General features: G+C 62.3%; 19 protein-coding genes and 1 pseudogene. 4 read left to right on the top strand and 16 right to left on the bottom strand.

Annotation, left to right across the window (positions count from 1 at the left end):
- Positions 1 to 15: 15 nt before the first annotated feature.
- Both VFB05_RS12860 and VFB05_RS12865 read right to left on the bottom strand, forming a co-directional pair.
- The gene (locus VFB05_RS12860) at positions 16 to 309 is read right to left on the bottom strand and encodes a NifU family protein (RefSeq protein ID WP_325012878.1); all 294 of its coding nucleotides are present in this window, start codon (positions 307 to 309) and stop codon (positions 16 to 18) included.
- 19 nt (positions 310 to 328) lie between these two features.
- Complete coding sequence (locus tag VFB05_RS12865; protein WP_325012880.1) at positions 329 to 649, bottom strand: iron-sulfur cluster assembly accessory protein; 321 nt, start codon at positions 647 to 649, stop codon at positions 329 to 331.
- A gap of 286 nt (positions 650 to 935) precedes the next feature.
- On the opposite strand from VFB05_RS12865, the gene VFB05_RS12870 reads away from it, so the two are divergent.
- Positions 936 to 1,526 (top strand): hypothetical protein, encoded by a 591-nt coding sequence (locus VFB05_RS12870; protein ID WP_325012882.1) that lies wholly within the window; start codon positions 936 to 938, stop codon positions 1,524 to 1,526.
- Between the two features lie 15 nt (positions 1,527 to 1,541).
- Here the strand turns inward: VFB05_RS12870 and VFB05_RS12875 are convergent, their stop codons facing one another.
- On the bottom strand, positions 1,542 to 1,958 hold the full coding sequence (locus VFB05_RS12875; protein WP_325012884.1) for a Rieske (2Fe-2S) protein: 417 nt from the start codon (positions 1,956 to 1,958) through the stop codon (positions 1,542 to 1,544).
- 240 nt (positions 1,959 to 2,198) lie between these two features.
- Between VFB05_RS12875 and VFB05_RS12880 the strand changes: the two genes are divergently transcribed.
- The gene (locus VFB05_RS12880; RefSeq protein WP_325012886.1) at positions 2,199 to 2,657 is read left to right on the top strand and encodes a hypothetical protein; all 459 of its coding nucleotides are present in this window, start codon (positions 2,199 to 2,201) and stop codon (positions 2,655 to 2,657) included.
- Positions 2,658 to 2,662: 5 nt separating this feature from the next.
- The gene (locus tag VFB05_RS12885) at positions 2,663 to 2,977 is read left to right on the top strand and encodes a hypothetical protein (RefSeq protein ID WP_325012888.1); all 315 of its coding nucleotides are present in this window, start codon (positions 2,663 to 2,665) and stop codon (positions 2,975 to 2,977) included.
- Positions 2,978 to 3,122: 145 nt separating this feature from the next.
- On the opposite strand, the gene fdxB is transcribed toward VFB05_RS12885, so the two are convergent.
- The 8 genes from fdxB to nifD all read right to left on the bottom strand — a co-directional run bounded on the left by fdxB (position 3,123) and on the right by nifD (position 10,855).
- Positions 3,123 to 3,422 (bottom strand): ferredoxin III, nif-specific, encoded by a 300-nt coding sequence (gene fdxB / locus VFB05_RS12890; protein WP_325012890.1) that lies wholly within the window; start codon positions 3,420 to 3,422, stop codon positions 3,123 to 3,125.
- A gap of 15 nt (positions 3,423 to 3,437) precedes the next feature.
- Complete coding sequence (locus VFB05_RS12895) at positions 3,438 to 3,638, bottom strand: CCE_0567 family metalloprotein (protein WP_325012894.1); 201 nt, start codon at positions 3,636 to 3,638, stop codon at positions 3,438 to 3,440.
- 7 nt (positions 3,639 to 3,645) lie between these two features.
- Positions 3,646 to 4,116, bottom strand: a complete 471-nt coding sequence (locus VFB05_RS12900; protein WP_325012896.1) for a NifX-associated nitrogen fixation protein — start codon at positions 4,114 to 4,116, stop codon at positions 3,646 to 3,648.
- Between the two features lie 7 nt (positions 4,117 to 4,123).
- Positions 4,124 to 4,519: a nitrogen fixation protein NifX gene (gene nifX / locus VFB05_RS12905; RefSeq protein ID WP_325012898.1), complete on the bottom strand. Its 396-nt coding sequence runs from the start codon at positions 4,517 to 4,519 to the stop codon at positions 4,124 to 4,126.
- Between the two features lie 29 nt (positions 4,520 to 4,548).
- A complete protein-coding gene (nifN, locus tag VFB05_RS12910; protein WP_325012900.1) occupies positions 4,549 to 5,931 on the bottom strand; it encodes a nitrogenase iron-molybdenum cofactor biosynthesis protein NifN in 1,383 nt (460 codons plus the stop codon).
- Between the two features lie 5 nt (positions 5,932 to 5,936).
- Entirely contained in the window at positions 5,937 to 7,616 is a 1,680-nt protein-coding gene (nifE, locus tag VFB05_RS12915) for a nitrogenase iron-molybdenum cofactor biosynthesis protein NifE (protein ID WP_325012902.1), read from the bottom strand.
- Between the two features lie 104 nt (positions 7,617 to 7,720).
- Positions 7,721 to 9,280 (bottom strand): nitrogenase molybdenum-iron protein subunit beta, encoded by a 1,560-nt coding sequence (gene nifK, locus VFB05_RS12920; RefSeq protein ID WP_325012904.1) that lies wholly within the window; start codon positions 9,278 to 9,280, stop codon positions 7,721 to 7,723.
- Positions 9,281 to 9,352: 72 nt separating this feature from the next.
- Positions 9,353 to 10,855 carry a nitrogenase molybdenum-iron protein alpha chain gene (nifD, locus tag VFB05_RS12925; protein WP_325012906.1) on the bottom strand — a complete coding sequence of 501 codons (1,503 nt, stop codon included), beginning with the start codon at positions 10,853 to 10,855 and terminating at the stop codon, positions 9,353 to 9,355.
- Between the two features lie 387 nt (positions 10,856 to 11,242).
- Here nifD and VFB05_RS12930 point away from each other — a divergent pair, with 387 nt between their 5' ends.
- A complete protein-coding gene (locus VFB05_RS12930) occupies positions 11,243 to 11,686 on the top strand; it encodes a SufE family protein (RefSeq protein ID WP_325012909.1) in 444 nt (147 codons plus the stop codon).
- 39 nt (positions 11,687 to 11,725) lie between these two features.
- Here the strand turns inward: VFB05_RS12930 and VFB05_RS12935 are convergent, their stop codons facing one another.
- From VFB05_RS12935 to VFB05_RS12955, 5 genes and pseudogenes are all read right to left on the bottom strand, one after another.
- On the bottom strand, positions 11,726 to 12,061 hold the full coding sequence (locus VFB05_RS12935; protein ID WP_325012912.1) for a nitrogen fixation protein NifZ: 336 nt from the start codon (positions 12,059 to 12,061) through the stop codon (positions 11,726 to 11,728).
- Positions 12,058 to 13,299, bottom strand: coding sequence for a cysteine desulfurase (locus tag VFB05_RS12940; RefSeq protein WP_325012914.1), 1,242 nt, complete (start codon positions 13,297 to 13,299; stop codon positions 12,058 to 12,060). Before VFB05_RS12940 ends, VFB05_RS12935 begins: the two co-directional genes overlap by 4 nt.
- Positions 13,300 to 13,303: 4 nt before the next feature.
- Positions 13,304 to 14,626: a Fe-S cluster assembly protein SufD gene (sufD, locus tag VFB05_RS12945; protein WP_325012917.1), complete on the bottom strand. Its 1,323-nt coding sequence runs from the start codon at positions 14,624 to 14,626 to the stop codon at positions 13,304 to 13,306.
- A gap of 5 nt (positions 14,627 to 14,631) precedes the next feature.
- Positions 14,632 to 15,390 carry a Fe-S cluster assembly ATPase SufC gene (gene sufC, locus VFB05_RS12950; RefSeq protein ID WP_325012919.1) on the bottom strand — a complete coding sequence of 253 codons (759 nt, stop codon included), beginning with the start codon at positions 15,388 to 15,390 and terminating at the stop codon, positions 14,632 to 14,634.
- A 34-nt stretch (positions 15,391 to 15,424) separates the two neighbouring features.
- Positions 15,425 to 15,578 (bottom strand): annotated as a pseudogene (locus VFB05_RS12955) (Fe-S cluster assembly protein SufB); the annotation flags it as partial.

Here is a 15,578-nt window from a genome sequence, read left to right on the forward strand (position 1 = left end):
CACTCCGCGCCTCGTTCAGCTCGGCCGCGGCTTGGCCGGGCCGGCAACCGGAATCAGGCGGACGAACTCGCCGAGCCTTTCGATCAGCCGCGCCTGAATGCCTTCGACCGTAGCGCCTGCCAGCTTGCAGAACACGCAGGCGCCGGTCAGCTTGACCATGATCTTGTTGCCATCGATCTCGACCAGCTGGCAGTCGCCGCCGTCGCGCTGCAGGTTGGGCCTGACCTCGTCGATCACGGCGCGAATGACCTGCTCGCGATCTTGTTCGACGGCCGGCAGTTGTTTCAAATCTCCGGTTTCAACCAGCATGCGCTTGTATCTCTCTTGATCAGCTGAAGGACTTGCCGCAGGAGCAGCTCGAGCGGGCATTGGGATTGTCGAAGGTGAAGCCTGATCCCTCCAGCGCGACCACGAAGTCGATGGTGGTACCGGCCAAGTGCTCGTGGCTCTTGTTGTCGACGAACACCTTGACGCCGTCGCGCTCGATCACGGTGTCGTCGGGCTTGGCTTCATCGGCGAGGCCCATCATGTATTTGAACCCGGCGCAGCCGCCCGCTTCGACCATGATGCGCAGCCCGCTCGCCGGCTGCGCCGATGTTGAAATCGCGCTCTTGACTGCATTCACCGCGCTGTCCGTCAGGTTGATCATGGCTCACCCTTCATGTCCTTCGTCCGTTGCGAGAGGAATTGGCAAATCGCATGCCAGCCAATAGGCATTTGATAATGTTGGCCTTTCCAAACCACCCCTGTTGGCTTTCGGACGCTTGTCGGGTTTCCGACAAGCGCCTCGCGGACGCCGGCGTCTGATCGGGCTGCTCTCAAAAAAAATGCACGGATGGCAGCGTGTTCGGCTGCGCCGGTGCGGCGGCAGAAAATTTGCATCACTGGCCTGGCCGGCAAACACGTCCGGTGATTGTCACAATCGAGGACGACGAATGACTACAATCGAGAACACCGCGCTTGGCCGGCTGGACAAAGAGGGGCGCCTCCTCAACGCCGTGCTCAAGAGCGAGACGACGAAACCTGGGCGGTTCGGCTTTCGCGGCGATATTGCGCTGAAATTCCAGACCCAGGTCGCCGATGAAAAGCGGCCGCCGGACTATTCGATCGAGCAGGTGCTGACGGTCGCGCAGGAGGGCGAAAACACGATCCCCGTGCTGGCCGGTTACCTGCATTCCTTTGCCTATCTCGCCGATGTCGCAACCGTGCTCGATGGTGCATTGAGCCCTGACGGCAGCTACTTCATGTTCTGCAACAATATCGACCTGCTCGCGAAATACCGCACCAAGCTCGGCAACATCACCTTCCATGTGCTGCCTTGCGACGAATCCACCGTGTGGAAGGAGATGCTCGACCTGGTCAGTGTCGACAAGAACGACATCAAGAAGCTCGATACCGCCGGCAAGCTCGACTATCTACTGGACGCCGCGAAGGGCGTGGATGCCGATTATGCCGAGATCAGCTATGAGGAGGGGCTCGCCAAGATGGAGCCCGTGAAGAACCGCAACGAGAACCGGCCGGTCTGAGCGCCCGGCCCGGCTTCAGCCTTCTTCCGGCGAGTTCTGGTCATCCTCGACCAATGTCACGCCGGTCACGCAGATGTCGCCGTCGAGCACGGCAAGCGCAACCGGCGTGAGGCCGCTGCCCTTGCACGGGCCGTCGACGCAGCGGCCGGTGCCGATCTCGAAGCTCGAGCCGTGCTTGCCGCACATCAGCCGCAGTCCGTTCGGATCCAGGAATTGGTTCCGCTCCCAGTCGAGATTGACGTCGTTGTGTGGGCATCGGTTGAGATAGCCGAACACTTGCTTGCCCCAGCGGACCACGATGATTGGCCAGGGCCGATGCGTGCCGTCCTCATCCTGGATCACCAAGTGAAAGCCGACTGCGCGGCGGCTCGGAATGTCATTGAAGCCGCAGATGGCGTAGGCGGTATCCGGCGCGGTGCTTTCCTCAGTCATGACAAAGGCCTTCTGTCGCTACCTCCTCAAGCCCTGCAAGAATCGCGCAAACCGCAGGAAGCGGCCTCTTGTACGAAATCCGACGTGGAGGGCGTCGCGACCGCACCGGCTCACGGACAAGGCATGCGCCAAGCTGCGAAATTCGCGCGTAAAGCCTGTCGGAAGCGTTGAAAACGCGCTGCTCGTTTTGGCACGGAATTTGATGTCTTCCTAGCGGCACATTCAGGAATGGAGATACGCATGAACGTTGCGGCCGAATTCGCCGGCTGTTCGCTTGATGACATCAAGGCGTTGCTCGATGGTGGCACGTTGACCGTCTATTCGGTCGCGCGTCCAATCAGCGCCGACCATGCGGTCGATCGCAGCGAAGTCCTGGCGACGTTCACCTTTGCCACGCCGGCATTCGGTCCTGCGGCGGAGGGCAAGGAGACGCCGGTGTTCGCCGCCAACTCCGTTGCCGGGGTCAGCGTCGGCACACCCGGGTTTGCACGCGCCCGCCGGGCCGACGGCACCACGGTTGCGGACTTTTCGGCAGGCCCCGGTAATCGCGAGGTCAAGTTTGCCGAAGTATCCTGCTCGCAGGGCGCCCCGGTGAAGATCGTTTCGTTCCGATTCGACGCCGAGGGCGGCTGGCCGGAGCGCCCCGAGTATTACGACAGCCATCCGCGGCCGGGCTTTGCCATGCCGATGATTCCTTGACTGCCATGACGACATTGGTCAAGACCACGGCAGACGGGCGGCGCCTCGAAGTGGTCGGGCTCGCCATCTGCCTCGACGGCAAGCTGGAGGCTTTCGAGCTCATCGAGGTGAAGGCGCATCCAAACCGGCGCGCAATCTGGGCTGCGGTGCCAGACGCCACGCACATCGCCGGCCGGGTCCCGCTGACGCAAGCGGAAGCCGATATCGTCAATAGTGCGTTCAGCAGGGCTGAGTCGGAGATCCTCGCCAATCCAGTTGCTATCAACGAGCGATTTCGTATCGCTGCGATGAGGAAGGCCCGCGAACAGGGGATTGAATAAATTCTTAAGATTCCTAAGAAGGACCGTAGGGTGGGCAGAGCGCAGCGTGGCCACCATTGGTCGGCGTCATCGAGATAGATGGTGGGCACGGCGCTTCAGCGCCTTTGCCCGCCCTACAATTTCGCCACCCGCCTCCCACAATCCGTCAAGCCGCTTCCGCAGCCGCCGGCGCGTGAGTCTGGCAGTTGGTCGGGCAGACCCGGGCGCAGGCGCCGCAGCCGATGCAGGCGCCTTCGTCATTCATCACCATGACCTTCTTCTCGACCTCTTCGTCCTCGTCGTCATCGAGGTCGATCAGATCGCCCTCGTCGTTGATGCCCTTCAGCGTCATGACATCGCGGCCGCACACCTTGAAGCAGCGGCCGCAGCCGATGCACTTCTTCGGATCGATCGAGACCAGGTAATCGGGTGTCCAGTTGCGCCCATCGCGCGTTGCAGTCGACATGTTCCGTCCTGCTGCTCAGGCCTTTTCCAGCGTCTTCAAGTCCTCGCGCTTGCGCTCGAGCTCGGCAAAGGCGTCATGCGCTTTCTGGGCCACGCTCATGATCGTGGTCCAATTGATCGGCAACTCTTCGGACAGGTCGTGCAAATCCATCTTGGCCTGGGTCGCCTTGGCCGACAGCTTCTTGATTTCCGTTTTCAGGGTTTCGAGATCGCTCATGTCAGCCTCAATAGTTCGCCACGTCGGGGAATTTCTGGATCATCTCGACGCCGCCGTTGACGTATTTGTCGCCCTCGGCGGCGAGCTTGGCGAGATTGTCGAAGCCGAAGCGATGGACATCGCGCAGCTGCTTGTTAACGACGATCAACCGCCCGCCGATCAGCACCATGCGGCCAAAGCCTTCGTGATGCATCTTCAGCATCGGCTGGATCATCACCCCCGTCGCCTTCTCGATCGAGAGCGCGACCGCGTTGAAGAACAGCTCCAGCCGCCAGATCGTATCAGGGTCGGGATCGCCTACGATCGGCAAGGCCCGGCGCTTCTCCTTGTCCAGGATGTAAGGCTCGAGCAGATCGAAATCGCTCTTGCTCTCCCAGGCGCCGTGGCTGTCCTGGGCGCGCCAGATCTTGACGAGCTCCCGGACAAAGGGCGCGTCGAGCGCGCTATCGGGTTGAACTAGGTCTGCGGCTTCGGCCATCTGGTCCTCACTCATCGAAATCGAGGCTGCGCTCCTGGCCCTTGGCCAGGGCCTTGCGCAGCCAGGGCGGCGGCGTCCCCTTCAGGACGCCTTCGAGCTTCTCGACCAGGCTCAGGATGTCCTCGGGTTGGTTGACCTTCATGGGATGGATATTGTTGGCGACCACCCGTGCGGCACCCGAGCCGCCGATCGCGGCAACATAGAGGATGGCGCAGTCCTTGATCGCCTCGATCTTGGGCGCGAGCTTGTCCTCGTTGCCGTCTTCCCTGAGATCGCCGTCGAACTGGATCGCCTCGACGAATTTGTGCCCGTCGGGATTGATGTCGTAGATGGCGATGTTCTTGGCCCAGCCGAAATGGGCATCGACACGTTTCAAGTCCTGGGTGGCGAATGCGACCTTCATCGGAAGCGACCTCTCTGTGCTGTCCCGCGTCAGTGCAACTGCGGCGGTCTGACCTGCAGGCCGGCGTCGGTGGTCCGCCAGCTATCCAGCGTCGGCTGATGGTTTTGCTCGCGATCGGCAATGACGAGATTGGCGATATCGAAGATCAGGTTTCGGGTGCCGCGATAGCCGACCGACAGAAGGTGCCCTGCCCCGAGCCGATCGAACATCGGAAAGCCCGCCCGGTAGAACGGAATGTTCAGCCGCGCCGCCGCCTGCCGGCCATGTGAATGCGTGATCAGAAGGTCGCAATCCCTCGCCTTGGCGCGCTCCTCGAGATCCTCGAGATCGCTGATCAGCACCTCATCGATCTTGATCCGCTCCAGCACCGGCGATTGCGTCGTCGTCACGGCAGCCGCCACCTGTGCGCCCATCTCATGCAGCATGCTGGATAAATCGAACAGCAGATCGGGCTCCGCGCCGATCGCAAGCCTGCGGCCGCCGATGTGGAAATGCGCGTCCAGCATGGCGTCGGCGAGCTGACCGCGCTGGCGCCGGTATTTAAGTGGCACGGGCCGGCCGCTGATCTCGCTGAGGAACGACATGAACTGGTCATTGGGCAGCAAGCCGCACAGCCGCTCGAAGAGGCGGAACGGGACGCCGGTCCTGGCCTGCATCGTCTCCGCCGCCCGCTGCATCTGCGCACCGATCGCGATGGTCCATGAGGCCTGACCCATGGTTGCGATCTCGTCGACGCCGATGCCGCCGATCGTGGTCGGCGTGAATTCATCGGGGATATGGCCGTCCAGCGAGCCCGCGAGATCAGGAAGGAACGACGGCTTCAGGCCGAAATCCTCCACGATAGTCCTGATCTCATCGAGGTCCCCAGGCGTGAGATGACATCCGGGGAGCACATTCACCCGCGCCGGATCGCGCACGACGTCCGCGGCCGGCGTCTCCACCAGCCCTTCGACCATTCGCACCACGGTCTTTTCCCAGCCGTCCTGGAACGCATCCTTGAAATCCGGCGTCGAGACATAGACCAGTGGGACTCTTGCGAGCTGCGGATGCTTTTCGCGGATCAACCGGATGAAGCCGTCGACGTCGTCGCCCTTGGTTTCGGTGACGCCGGTCGAGCAGATGCCGATGATCTCCGGCTTGGTGCGGTTATAAATGTTGAGAATGGCCTGCTCGACATTCTCATAGCCGCCGAGCACGGTCGCGACCTCGCTCATGGCGGTGGTCTGCAGCGGCACGGCCTCCTTGAAATGCCGCACGAACAGCGTGAGGCCAAAGGATGTGCAACCCTGCGAGCCGTGCAGGAGCGGCATGGCGCCGCGCAGTCCCATGAAGGCGAAGGCACCGCCGATCGGCTGGCTCATCTTCAGCGGATTGACCGCACAGGCTTTCTTTGGCGTGGTGACGATGGCCATGGCGGCTATTCCGCAGCTTGCAGCATGGTGGTCGGCTCTGGGATCGGCATCGCAGCCAGGATGTCCTCGACCCGTCCCTTGCAGGCGCCGCAGCCGCCGGAGGCGTTGGTGTGCTGCTTGACGGCATCGACGCTGGCCAGCCCATGCCTCCGAATCGCATCTTCAATGGTGCCAAGGTCGACCTGTTTGCAGAAGCAGATCCTCTTGGCGCGGCGGTTCGTTTCGGCCAGAACGGGATCGGCAGCAATCTCTGCGGCCTGCGCGTCCATTTGCGCCATTGCCTTGGCCTGCCAGCTGTCGCCGTCATTGTCCCACGGCGCCGGCGTCCGCAGCTGCTGCCACATCGGATTGAACAGCGCCTTGTCGATCTCCTCGACCAACTTCACCATGCCGACATAGCCCATATAGGCGTGGCAGCGCTCCTGATTGATGTCGAGCCAAGGCATCGCCGCTTTCAGCGCGACGAACTGCGACTTGCCGCCGGACAGCATGATGTCCGCTTTGGCGTCCTTCAGCATCTTGTACATTTCGCGCGGCGTCATGTCGTCGATCATATGGGCGTCCTGCCCCATCAGCTCCTTGATGCGTTCCTTGTCCTCCCTGGTGGACTTCTTGACGCTGGTGCCGACCAGTTCTAGCCCGGCTTCCTGCAACGCGGCCACCACTGACCAGGATTTGACGCCGCCGGTGATCAGCAACACCTTCTTGCCGTTGAAGCGCGGCTTGTACGGCTCGATCGCAGCCCAGGCGCGCGCCTCTTCACGGGCGATGACGGCCTCCGTCCGCTCCATCAACTCGGCGGGCGCGCCCCGTTCGATCAGGAGCCGTGCGATCTCGCGCAACGAGTCGCTGGAATCCTGGATGCCATAGAACGAACCCTCGAAGAACGGAATGCCGTAGCGCTCCTCCATCTTGCGCGCGACATTGATCATCGCCTTCGAGCACACCATCATCGCAGCCCGCGCCCGGTGCGACGAGGCGACCTCGCGGTATTTGCCGTCGCCCGAGATGCAGGACAAGATGCGGATGCCGAGCTCGTCGAACAGCGGTTTCACCTGCCACAACTCGCCGGACAGGTTGTATTCGCCGATCAGGTTGATGTCGTAGGGCGTGGTATAGTCCGGCTCGACGGTGCCGATGACATGATCGAGCAGCGCTTCGCCCGCGAGCTTGTTGCCGAGGTTCTTCGGGCCGACAAAGCCGGGTGAATTGACGGGTATCACGGGCTTGCCGAGTTTTTGCGACGCTGCCTTGCAGACCGCGTTGATGTCGTCGCCGATCATGGCGGGAACGCAGGTCTGATAGACGAAGATCGCCGGCGGATCGTATTTCTCGATGATCTCCTTGATCGCCTTGTAGAGCCGCTTCTCGCCGCCGAACACGATGTCGGTTTCGTTCATGTCGGTGGTAAAGCCGGTGCGCCAGATGCTGGAGCCGGAGGACGCCGCACCGCGGTTGTCCCAGGAATTGCCCTCGCAGGCGATCGGGCCGTGCACGAGGTGGGCGACGTCGGTGAAGGGCTGCAGCGCGATCTTGGCGCCGTCGAAGGCGCAGCCGCCGGCCGCCCCGCCCGGCTGCAGCTGCTTGGTGCAGCCCTTCTTGCGCTCGGCCTCGGTCTTGTTCGCGTTCTTGCCGCAGCCCGGCTCGTTGAAGACGTCCTGGATCGTGGCGGAAAGCGAACTCATCTGTTTCTCCTCTCAACCGAGGTGTTGCCGTAGATCGGCCCAAAGCCGCGCCGCCTCCATCGCCGGCCAGGCGGTTGCCAGGCCGGCGATGGTCCTTGTGCTCATCAACGGATGATGTCGAAGCTGTAGTCGGTCTTGGCCGGAACGTTGGTGTTCTTGTCGATCTCGTCGAAGATCTTGTCGAGGATCTTCACCAAGACGTTCATCCCGCCCTGATAGCCCCAGACCGGATAGCGGTGATGGTGGTGGCGATCGAAGATCGGGAAGCCGATCCGGATCAAAGGCGTTCCGGTGTCGCGCTCGAGATATTTGCCGTAGGTGTTGCCGATCAGGAAGTCGACCGGCTCGGTGAACAGCAGCGAGCGCATGTGCCAGAGATCCTTGCCCGGATAGGCATGGCAGTTCGCCCCGAACGGCGAGCTGGCAAACAGCGCCTGCATCTTCTCTTCCCAGTGCTTGTTGCCGTTGGTCGCCAGCACATGGGTCGGCTCCGCGCCGAGTTCGAGCAGGAATGCTGCGAGGCCATAGCAGAGATCGGGATCGCCATAGATCGCGAACTTCTTGCCATGGATGTGCGCACCGGAATCGGCCATCGCATCGACCAGACGGCCGCGTTCGCGTGCCAGCTCCTCCGGGATTTCCTTGCCCGTGATGCGCGACAGCGCCATCAGCACTTCGTCAGTCGCGGAGACGCCGACCGGATGGTTGAAAGCCACCACTTCCTGGCCGTGGGCTGCGATGAACGGCAGCGTCTTTTCCGTGCACCATTGCTGCATGGATATCGTCGCCTTGGCGTGGACCGCGTTGGCAGCGTCCTCCAGCGTGGTGCCGCCGTCATACATGCGGAACTCGCCGTCGGTCGGGGTGTCGAACACCTCTGAATTGTCGCCGAGAATGGTGCAATCGATGCCCATCAGTCCGAAGATGCGCTTGATCTCTCGGATATTGCCGACAGTGTAGCCGTCAAAGCCGCCGATGAAGTTCACCTTGTCATTGGCCTTGCGCTCGAGCTTCGGCGCCGTGCCGGCCTTGCCGTCCCAGAAATGCTCCAGGATGCCCTTCATGGCGTTGTCGTAGCCGGTGACGTGGCTGCCGACGAAAGCGGGCGTGTGAGCGAACGGCACGTCGTATTCAGCGGGCACCGAGCCCTTCTCCTTCGCCGTCTTGATGAAGGCGTTGAGGTCGTCACCGATCACTTCCGCCATGCAGGTGGTGGAGACCGCGATCATCTTGGGCTTGTACATGTTGTAGGTGTTGGCAAGCCCGTCGATCATGTTGTTCAGGCCGCCGAACACCGCAGCGTCTTCGGTCATGGACGAGGATACGCAGGAACTCGGCTCCTTGAAGTGCCGCGACAGATGGCTGCGATAGTACGCGACGCACCCCTGCGAGCCGTGGACGAAGGGGATCGTGCCCTCGAACCCAACCGCGACGAAGACGGCGCCGAGCGGCTGGCAGGCCTTGGCCGGATTCACGGTCAGCGCCTCGCGCGCAAAGTTCTTTTCGCGATATTCGGGCGTCTTGGCCCATTCACGGATGCGCTCGACCTCTTGGGGATCGCGGGGATTCTCGAACAGCTTCTTCTTGTTGGCCAGCATCTGCTGGTATTCCGGACCGCGGAACAGCTCGAAATGATCGAGCACGTGCTCTGCATTCTGCGCCATGGTAGTACCCTTTCAAATCTCGTGATCGATGGCGGCGCCGGCTCTCTTGCCGAGAGCCGGGCCGGTGTCCGGCTATTCGGCAGCCAGCAGCGTCTGCTTCGGAACGTTCTTCCAGGGCGCCTTGGTCTTCTTCCAGATCGGCGAATTGATCGCCATGTCCATGTCGCGAGCGAAAATCGCAAACCCGTCATAGCCGTGATACGGACCCGAATAGTCCCAGGAGTGCATCTGGCGGAACGGCACACCCATCTTCTGGAAGACGTACTTTTCCTTGATGCCGGAGCCGACCAGGTCCGGCTGGATCTTCTCGACAAAGCGCTCGAACTCGTAGCCGGTGACGTCATCGTAGATCAGCGTGCCGTCCTTGACATAATGCTGGGCAGTGCGCTGATAGTCGTCATTGTGGCCGAACTCGTAGCCGGTGCCGACCACCTCCATGCCGAGGTCCTCATAGGCCCCGATGACGTGCCGTGGGCGCAAGCCGCCGACGAACAGCATCACGGTCTTGCCCTCCAGCCGCGGCCGGTACTTGGCGATCACCGCATCCATCAGCGGCTGATATTTCGCGATCACCCGCTCGGCACCTTCCTTGATCTTGTCGTCGAAATAGCCGGCGATCTTGCGCAGCGATTCCGCGATCTTGGAGGGACCGAAGAAGTTGTACTCGCACCAGGGAATACCGAACTTCTCTTCCATGTGGCGGGAGATGTAGTTCATCGAGCGGTAGCAGTGCAGGACGTTGAGCTTGGCCTTCGGTGTCGCCTCGAGCTCGGCAAGCGAGCCGTCGCCGGACCATTGTGCGATCACGCGCAGGCCCATTTCTTCGAGCAGGATGCGTGACGACCAGGCGTCGCCGCCGATGTTGTAGTCGCCGATGATCGCGATATCGTAAGGGGTCGGCTCGAAGCTCGGCTTGGCGTCCGGCTTGACCTTGTCGAACACCCAGTCCCGCACCGCGTCGTTGGCGATGTGGTGCCCGAGCGATTGCGACACGCCGCGGAAGCCCTCGCAGCGGACGGGCACGATGGTCTTGCCGTCATATTCCTTCGACTTCACCTTCGACACCGCCTCGATGTCGTCGCCGATCAGGCCGATCGGGCATTCCGACTGGATGGTGATGCCGTTGTTGAGCGGAAACAGCTCCTGGATCTCGTCGATGATCTTGGCGAGCTTCTTGTCGCCGCCGAACACGATGTCCTTTTCCTGGAAATCGGAGGTGAACTGCATGGTCACGAAGGTGTCGATGCCGGTCGTGCCGATGTAGTAGTTGCGACGCGCCGCCCATGAGTACTGACCGCAACCGACCGGGCCATGGCTGATATGGATCATGTCCTTGATCGGCCCCCAGACCACGCCTTTCGAGCCCGCATAGGCGCAGCCGCGGATGGTCATCACGCCGGGGATGGATTTGAGGTTGGACTTGACGCCGCAATCCGACTTGCCGGATTCGTGCACGTTGAGGTGCTTGGCGCGCTTCTTGGCGGTCTTCTCCGGATAGACCTTCAGGACCTCCGCGATGAGCTCCTTGTTGCGGGCCTTGATTTCAGCGACACTCTGCGTCGTGGCGAGACTCATTGCTGTTGTCCTCGATCTTCCTGTTGCCTCGTTCGTCTCCCGCGGAGCAGTGGCTTGCGTTCGCGTCTTCGCGACAGCAGAGATCAGCACCCGCGCCTTTCGCGTAAGAGTTTTGCAACGACCATGCCAGCGCCGATCAGGCGCAAAAATCGGCGTCTTTTGAAATAGATAGCCACGCAATACGGCGATGTTGCAAAGCCGACATCACAATGTGACACGCGTCGTCCGCCCCCGTTCCTGTTCGAAATAAAACAATGTCTGCCCCGCCGCCGAATGACGCGGCACGAATTCAGGCTGCCAGCGCAGCTTTCGCATCCGGTACGAAGCTTGCTTGAATTGATCCATGTCAACGAGCCTACCGGGCTCATCGCCGGCAGAGGTAAACCGATGGACCAGTTCGTCGCGATCGCGCCATCGATGGCCGACATCATCGAGAACTTTTCGTTGCTCGAGGAATGGGACGAGCGCTATCGTTATGTGATCGAGCTCGGGAGGGGCCTCGGCACATTTCCCGACAGCGCGCGCAAGGATGCCAACAAGGTGCCCGGCTGTGTCAGCCAGGTCTGGCTCGCGACGTCAGTGGAGCGGCGCGGCGGGCAGACGGTTCTGACGTTTATCGGCGACAGCGACGCGCACATCGTTCGCGGCCTGGTCGCCATCCTGATCGCAATGCTGTCGGACCGGCCGGCAAGCGAAATCGTTGCCGCCGATCCTGTTGCCATATTCGAGGCGCTCGGCCTGCGCGAGCACCTCACACCGCAGCGCTCCAACGGCTTCCGCTCCATGGTCGCACGTATGCGCGCAGATGCGGAGGCGGCGTTGACGCAATAGCCGATCCGACGGACTCGCCCCTTGCCCGATGCGCCTTTGTCACGCGCTCAGGTCGACACGCTCGGCGGCACTCTCCATCTCGCGGCCACGCATGATGACAAAGACGGCGCGCGCCATGAACTCGACGGTGTAGTAGACATCGCCCAGGAAGCGCCAGCTTTGCTGGACGGTGCCGGTATCGCCGGGATAGACCAGCGGCTCGCCGATATCCTTGTGCGGATACACCCCGTCGTTCCTGATCAGCGTCACCGACCGGACCCATTCGCCGGCGCGAAACTCGCGGCCGGCATGCGGCTCGGGGCGGCCGGCCGCCTTGCGCAACCGAACGTCATGGGCAATGCGCGTCGTCGTTCTTACGCTTGCTTGTCGGCTCATGAAAACAGCTCCTGTGCCTTCACCAGCGCTTCCGCGAGCGCGTCGACCTCTTGATGGGTGTTGTAGAGAGCAAAGGACGCCCGGCAGGTCGCCGGCACGCCAAAGCGCTGCAGCAGCGGCATGGCGCAATGGGTGCCGGCACGAACGGCAATGCCGGACCGGTCGATGACGGTCGCAAAGTCGTGCGCATGCGCGGCCTTCATGTCGAAGGAGATGATTGCGCCCTTCTCCTCGGCCGTACCAATGATCCGCAGCGAATTGATGCCGCGCAGCCGGTCGTGGGCATAGGCCAGCAGCGCGCTCTCATGCTTGCGGATCCGCCCCTTGCCGATCGAATTGACATAGTCGATGGCGGCACCGAGTCCGATCGCCTGGACGATTGGCGGCGTACCGGCCTCGAACCGGTGAGGCGGCTCGCCATAGGTGACGGTCTCGCACGAAACCTCGCGGATCATCTCGCCGCCGCCGTTGAACGGCGCCATTGCAGCAAGATGCTCGTATTTCCCATAAAGCACGCCAATACCGGTCGGGCCGTAGAGCTTGTGGCCGGTCACCACATAGAAATCGCAGTCGATGTCGCGGACATCGGCGTCGAGATGGACACAGGCCTGAGAGCCATCGACCAGGACCGGGATGCCACGCGCATGCGCCATCCGCACCACGTCCTTGACCGGCACTATGGTGCCGAGGACGTTCGACATCTGCGTGATCGCAACCGTCCTGGTGCGATCGGTCAGCAGCCGCTCGAACTCATCGAGCAGGAAATTGCCGTTGTCGTCCACCGGCGCCCATTTGATCACGGCACCATGGCGCTCCCTCAGGAAATGCCAGGGGACGATGTTGGCGTGGTGCTCCATGATCGACAGCACGATCTCGTCGCCGGGCTGGATGCGCGCCCGCCAGAATGTCTGGGCCACCAGATTGATCGCTTCCGTCGCGCTGCGGGTGAAGACGATCTCCTCGCTGCGTGCGGCGTTCAGAAAGCCCGCGAGCTTGGCGCGCGCGCCTTCATAGGCCTCGGTCGCGGCATTGGCGAGGTAATGCAGCCCGCGATGCACGTTGGCGTATTCGGACGTATAGGCCTGCATCATGCGCTCGAGCACCGCCTTCGGCTTCTGCGCCGAGGCACCACTGTCGAGATAGACCAGCGGCTTGCCGTGCACCCGCATCGACAGGATCGGAAAATCTTCCCGGACACGATGGACGTCGTAGCCGCCGTTAACGACCGCCGGATGCATACCCCTACCCTCGTCCGTCGAGCCAAGCCGTCATGGCAGCAAGCAGCGCGTCGCGACTGCCGTCATGTGCAACGGTTTCGAACACCTCGCCGACAAACGCATGGATCAGGAGCGCCTCGGCCTGCTTTTCCGGAATGCCGCGCGCCTGCAGATAGAATTTGAGCTCGCCGTCGAGGGCGCCGGTGGTGGAACCGTGGCCGCACTGGACATCATCGGCAAAGATCTCGAGCTCGGGCTTGCAGTCGAATTCGGCCGTATCAGACAACAACAGCCCGCGCGCCATCATCTTTCCGTCGGTCTTCTGGGCGCCGGGCTGCACTGTGATCTTGCCCTGGAACACGGCGCGCGCCTCGTCATCGATGACGGCTTTGAAGATCTCCCGGCTCTCGCCGTGAGGCGCCTGGTGATCGACCAAAAGCGTCGTATCGGCATGCTGCCGGCCGGCCAACAGGCTCGCCCCATGGGCCGCAACCGTCGCGCCCTCGCCGGCAAGCCGCAATGTCAGCTCGTTACGGACGACAGCGCCGCCCGTGACAAGGCCAAATTTGCGGACAACCGCCTGGGCACCAACGGTCGCCAACAAGGTGCCGACGTGAAGCGCCGCGTCGCCTTCCTGGATCACCTTGATATGCTCGACCACGCTGCGGTCACCGACCAGCAGCTCGAGGAGGCTATTGACCTGATAGCCGCAGCCATCAGGCCCCTCATGGCTCTCCACCAGAGTCGCGCGGGCACTGTCGCCGATCACGACCAGCGATTTGACGAAAGCCGCAGATTCCGTTGTGGTGACAAAAGCCAGATGGATGGGGCGCTCGACCTTCGTTCCGGGCGCGATCTCGATCGCGACGCCATCCGCAGCGAGCGCGGCGTTCAGCGAAACCGCAACGCCACCGTCGGCCGCGGGACTCAGCCGCTGTGCCTGGACGAAGTCGTCTCTGGCGAATGCACTCGCCATGGTCTGAATGGTCAGCCCGGACTCCACATCGGCGAGGTCGGACAATTCGGGAATGAACGATCCATCGACGATGACAAGCCGTCGAAAGCCGAGACCCGTAAACAATGAGCCCGTGCCAGCCGCACCCGCCCTCGCCGCCGCATCGGGCGCACAAGCGAGCGGCTTGGCATCCGCCATCAGACGGCGCAGATCGGTGTATTTCCACGCCTCGACGCGCGAATGCGGTAGCCCTGCCGCAGCGAACCTGTCGAAGGCAACCGTGCGCAATTTCGAAATCGCAGGTCCCCCAGGCAGCGTTGGTCCGGCGGCGGCGAACTGTTCGGCCAATCCCAATTCGGCCTTGGTCTTGATGGGGCGAAGCGTGGCGTTCATGACCGTCAGGCCGCCTCTCCCTGATATTGTGCGTAACCCGTCGCCTCCAGCTCCAGCGCCAGCTCCTTGCCGCCGGTGCGCACGATGCGGCCTGCGGAGAGCACATGGACCACGTCAGGCACGATGTAGTCCAACAGCCGCTGGTAATGGGTGATCACGATCATGCCGCGCTCCGGCGAGCGCAGCTGATTGACGCCGGTCGCGACAACCTTTAGCGCATCGATATCGAGGCCCGAATCGGTCTCGTCGAGCACGCAGAGCTTTGGCTCCAACAGCGCCATCTGCAGCGTCTCGTTGCGCTTCTTCTCGCCGCCGGAGAAGCCGACATTGAGCGGACGCCGCAGCATTTCGGCGTCGATGCTGAGCTCCTTCGCAAGCTCGCGCACACGCTTCAAGACGTCGGGCGAAGATATCTCCACCTCGCCACGCTTCTTACGCTGGGCGTTGAGCGCTGTGCGCAGGAACGTGAGCGTTGCCACACCAGGAATTTCGAGCGGATATTGGAAGGCCAGAAACACCCCCCTGGCGGCGCGCTCATCCGGCTCCATCGCGAGCAGGTTCTCGCCGCGGAACAGAACCTGGCCGCCCGTGATCTCATAACCCGGCCTGCCCGCGAGCACATAGGACAGCGTCGACTTGCCGGCGCCGTTCGGCCCCATGATCGCATGGATCTCGCCGGGATTGACAGTCAGCGTCAGCCCATTGAGGATTTGCCGGCCGTCGATCTCGGCCTGAAGATCCCGGATTTCCAGCAGAGCCGCCATCACAAATCTCCTTGCCTCACTCGATTGATGATCATCAGCCCACGCTGCCCTCGAGCGAGATCGAGATGAGCTTCTGCGCTTCGACGGCGAACTCCATCGGCAGCTGCTGCAGCACGTCCTTGACAAAGCCGTTGACGACGAGGCCGACGGCCTCCTCTTGGCTCAAGCCCCGCTGGGTGCAGTAGAAC

This window comes from Bradyrhizobium sp., from assembly GCF_035652035.1.
Taxonomy (GTDB): domain Bacteria; phylum Pseudomonadota; class Alphaproteobacteria; order Rhizobiales; family Xanthobacteraceae; genus Bradyrhizobium.

Bases quoted from the DNA above. Each gene is read 5' to 3' on its own strand.
- fdxB (WP_325012890.1), bottom strand. From the start codon at position 3,422: ATGTCGACTGCAACGCGCGATGGGCGCAACTGGACACCCGATTACCTG.
- sufD (WP_325012917.1), bottom strand. From the start codon at position 14,626: ATGAACGCCACGCTTCGCCCCATCAAGACCAAGGCCGAATTGGGATTG.
- VFB05_RS12875 (WP_325012884.1), bottom strand. From the start codon at position 1,958: ATGACTGAGGAAAGCACCGCGCCGGATACCGCCTACGCCATCTGCGGC.
- nifK (WP_325012904.1), bottom strand. From the start codon at position 9,280: ATGGCGCAGAATGCAGAGCACGTGCTCGATCATTTCGAGCTGTTCCGC.
- VFB05_RS12870 (WP_325012882.1), top strand. From the start codon at position 936: ATGACTACAATCGAGAACACCGCGCTTGGCCGGCTGGACAAAGAGGGG.
- nifD (WP_325012906.1), bottom strand. From the start codon at position 10,855: ATGAGTCTCGCCACGACGCAGAGTGTCGCTGAAATCAAGGCCCGCAAC.
- nifE (WP_325012902.1), bottom strand. From the start codon at position 7,616: ATGAGTTCGCTTTCCGCCACGATCCAGGACGTCTTCAACGAGCCGGGC.
- VFB05_RS12895 (WP_325012894.1), bottom strand. From the start codon at position 3,638: ATGAGCGATCTCGAAACCCTGAAAACGGAAATCAAGAAGCTGTCGGCC.
- VFB05_RS12860 (WP_325012878.1), bottom strand. From the start codon at position 309: ATGCTGGTTGAAACCGGAGATTTGAAACAACTGCCGGCCGTCGAACAA.
- VFB05_RS12885 (WP_325012888.1), top strand. From the start codon at position 2,663: ATGACGACATTGGTCAAGACCACGGCAGACGGGCGGCGCCTCGAAGTG.
- nifN (WP_325012900.1), bottom strand. From the start codon at position 5,931: ATGGCCATCGTCACCACGCCAAAGAAAGCCTGTGCGGTCAATCCGCTG.
- VFB05_RS12880 (WP_325012886.1), top strand. From the start codon at position 2,199: ATGAACGTTGCGGCCGAATTCGCCGGCTGTTCGCTTGATGACATCAAG.
- nifX (WP_325012898.1), bottom strand. From the start codon at position 4,519: ATGAAGGTCGCATTCGCCACCCAGGACTTGAAACGTGTCGATGCCCAT.
- sufC (WP_325012919.1), bottom strand. From the start codon at position 15,390: ATGGCGGCTCTGCTGGAAATCCGGGATCTTCAGGCCGAGATCGACGGC.
- VFB05_RS12900 (WP_325012896.1), bottom strand. From the start codon at position 4,116: ATGGCCGAAGCCGCAGACCTAGTTCAACCCGATAGCGCGCTCGACGCG.
- VFB05_RS12930 (WP_325012909.1), top strand. From the start codon at position 11,243: ATGGACCAGTTCGTCGCGATCGCGCCATCGATGGCCGACATCATCGAG.
- VFB05_RS12865 (WP_325012880.1), bottom strand. From the start codon at position 649: ATGATCAACCTGACGGACAGCGCGGTGAATGCAGTCAAGAGCGCGATT.
- VFB05_RS12940 (WP_325012914.1), bottom strand. From the start codon at position 13,299: ATGCATCCGGCGGTCGTTAACGGCGGCTACGACGTCCATCGTGTCCGG.
- VFB05_RS12935 (WP_325012912.1), bottom strand. From the start codon at position 12,061: ATGAGCCGACAAGCAAGCGTAAGAACGACGACGCGCATTGCCCATGAC.